The 2,310-nt window shown below is 58.5% G+C and carries 3 protein-coding genes; 1 reads left to right on the top strand and 2 read right to left on the bottom strand.

The window, feature by feature from the left end:
* Positions 1–700 (bottom strand): hypothetical protein (locus HT737_RS22460; RefSeq protein ID WP_220459468.1); only part of this gene is annotated, 700 nt, incomplete at its 3' end.
* Between the two features lie 28 nt (positions 701–728).
* Positions 729–1,640 (bottom strand): LysR substrate-binding domain-containing protein, encoded by a 912-nt coding sequence (locus tag HT737_RS22455; RefSeq protein WP_182404029.1) that lies wholly within the window; start codon positions 1,638–1,640, stop codon positions 729–731.
* Between the two features lie 77 nt (positions 1,641–1,717).
* On the opposite strand from HT737_RS22455, the gene HT737_RS22450 reads away from it, so the two are divergent.
* The gene (locus HT737_RS22450) at positions 1,718–2,206 is read left to right on the top strand and encodes a DMT family transporter (RefSeq protein WP_182404028.1); all 489 of its coding nucleotides are present in this window, start codon (positions 1,718–1,720) and stop codon (positions 2,204–2,206) included.
* Positions 2,207–2,310: the final 104 nt, after the last annotated feature.

Here is a 2,310-nt window from a genome sequence, read left to right as displayed (position 1 = left end):
CGTAGGATTTTCCGTCGTAGTGCAATGTTGTCAAAACGGGTTGGTTGTCAGTGGTTTCAGTTTTACATGCGTCTCCCGTCCCCACACTTGTTGTGTCTTTCTCCAAGGTTTTGACAATCAGATCTGCATAGCCGTGAGAGCTCGTTTTAGCGATTTCTACTGTTCTTGAAATCTCATATCGCTCGCCTTCGCAGTCACCATCCCACTCGCCGCCATACCGATAAACCACTAATTTATCCAACACCGGGCGCAATTTTTCGCCCTCTTTCACGTAGAGCGAAAGCAGGTTTTCTTCCATCGGATTGATCCGGGATCCGTTAGTGGATAACGCACGTATGCCAAAGGCACGAAGATCGGTAGTCAGTGTGTAGCGAGCCGTATCGAGCGTTATTTCTCGCAAACTGACGCCATCCAATACGAATGCAGCCGCTTTGTAGTACGTCGCAATGGGCTTCGATTGAGCAGTGTCCAGAACGGACAAGTCGAAATCGTAGGTACTCAGCGCCTCAGGGTCATCAGATGCGGATCCGCGCTTAAACTGTGCAGTGGCGTTGATGGTTAATCCTGGATATGCAGGCCACTCCTTGCAGACAGAAAGATCCAGATCTCCTGCCATCGGTGTTGGTACGCAATCAGCCAACACCTGCCCCGCCATCAACCACCCACTCAGGGCCACCCAGCCGATCCATCCAGACTTCATTGTCACATCCCACTCCTTGATAACGTGTTCAGCCGCGCACTATCCCCTCCTCAATTCGGCGATTCAACCAGTTCAACGCCTGATCCCCACCCCGGCGCTTATGCCACGCCAGCACAAAGGTGAACGGTGCAATCTCGAACGGTGGTGGCAGCACAATCAATTGCTGTTGATCAATGTCGCGCACGCTGCGCGACGACACGGTGAGAATCAGATCCGTACCTTTGATCAACTGTGGCGCGACGTTCCAGTGCGGCAGGCTGATGGCGACGCGGCGGCGTTCGCGCAATGCGGTCAGGGCCCGTTCGATTTCCGGGGTGCCGCTGCCGCGCATTTCCAGCAACACGTGCGGGCGCGACAGGTAGGTCGGCAAATCCAGTACGCCGTCGGCCGGCAAGCTGCGGCGATCCAGCAGGCAGACGTAGCGTTCTTCGAACAGCACGTTGCTGCGCAATTCGTTGGGCATTTCCGGGAACACCCCGGCGGCCAAATCGATGTCGCCGTTGAGCACACCGTCGAGCATGCCTTCGCGGCTGGCGTGGCTGATCTGCAGGTCGATGCCCGGTGCCTCGCGGCGCAAGGTGCGGATCAGTCCAGGCAGGATGATGGCCGCGCCGTAGTCGGACATCGCCACGCGAAAGGTCCGCCGCGCAGAGGCCGGAACGAACGTGTTCGGCGCCAGCAGCGATTGCACCTGGGCCAGTGCTTCGGCGAGCGGCGCGACCAGTTCCAGCGCCCGCGCCGTGGGCACCAGCGTCGAACCGGCGCGCACCAGCAGCGGATCGCCGAGCACGTCGCGCAGACGCGCCAGCGCATGGCTGACCGCCGGTTGACTCAGGTGTAGCCGCTCGGCGGCGCGGGTGACGTGTTGCTCGCTGAGCAAGGCATCGAGGATCACCAGCAGGTTGAGATCGATACGGCGCAGATCATTCATCTTGTGCATGTTCCGGATGACAAAACGGAATTTAAATCTGCGCGACGAATACTCTAGAGTCCAGCAAAACCTGTTGGAGTGTGATCATGAGTACGTTGCAGTGGGCCGGCCTGTTGCTGCTGGCCGCGTTTGCCGGGGCGGTGGTGCCGTTTCAAAGTGCGATCAACAGCAATCTGGCGCGGAACCTCGGCCATCCGCTGTGGGCAACCCTGGCCTCGTTGCTGGTCAGTGTATTGGTGTTGTTGCCAGTGATTCTGGCGTTGCGTCTGCCGCTGCCGGCGCTGGGGTTTATCAGCAAGGCACCGTTGTGGATGTGGGCTGGCGGTGCGTTCGGCGTGTGTTTTGTGGCGCTGGCGGTGATGTTGTTACCGAAGCTCGGCGCGTCGGGGTTTGTGGCGCTGGCGTTGGCCGGGCAGGTGATTGCGTCGATGGTGCTGGATCACTTCGGGTTGTTCGGGCTGGTGGAGAAACAGCTGACGGTGTCGCGGGTGTTGGGCGCGTTGTTGCTGATTGGCGGGGTGGTGTTGATTCAGTTTGGTGGGGTGTTTGAGCGCAATGGGGTGCCTGTTGGCTGACGTTCTGAATCATGGTTTCCCCAGTGCCTGGAATTCAGTTTTCGCGAGCAGGCTCGCTCCCACAGAGATCGCATTGCTTCAACTCAAAGGCGTTCAAAAATGTG

The sequence above is a fragment of the Pseudomonas sp. MD195_PC81_125 genome, from assembly GCF_014060985.1.
Lineage (GTDB): Bacteria > Pseudomonadota > Gammaproteobacteria > Pseudomonadales > Pseudomonadaceae > Aquipseudomonas > Aquipseudomonas parakoreensis.
Note: the sequence above shows the minus strand (reverse complement) of the source record. Positions and strands in the feature narration are given on the sequence as shown.

Excerpts from the sequence above, each read along its gene's own strand:
- HT737_RS22450 (WP_182404028.1), top strand. The coding sequence starts at position 1,718 with ATGAGTACGTTGCAGTGGGCCGGCCTGTTGCTGCTGGCCGCGTTTGCC.
- HT737_RS22455 (WP_182404029.1), bottom strand. The coding sequence starts at position 1,640 with ATGCACAAGATGAATGATCTGCGCCGTATCGATCTCAACCTGCTGGTG.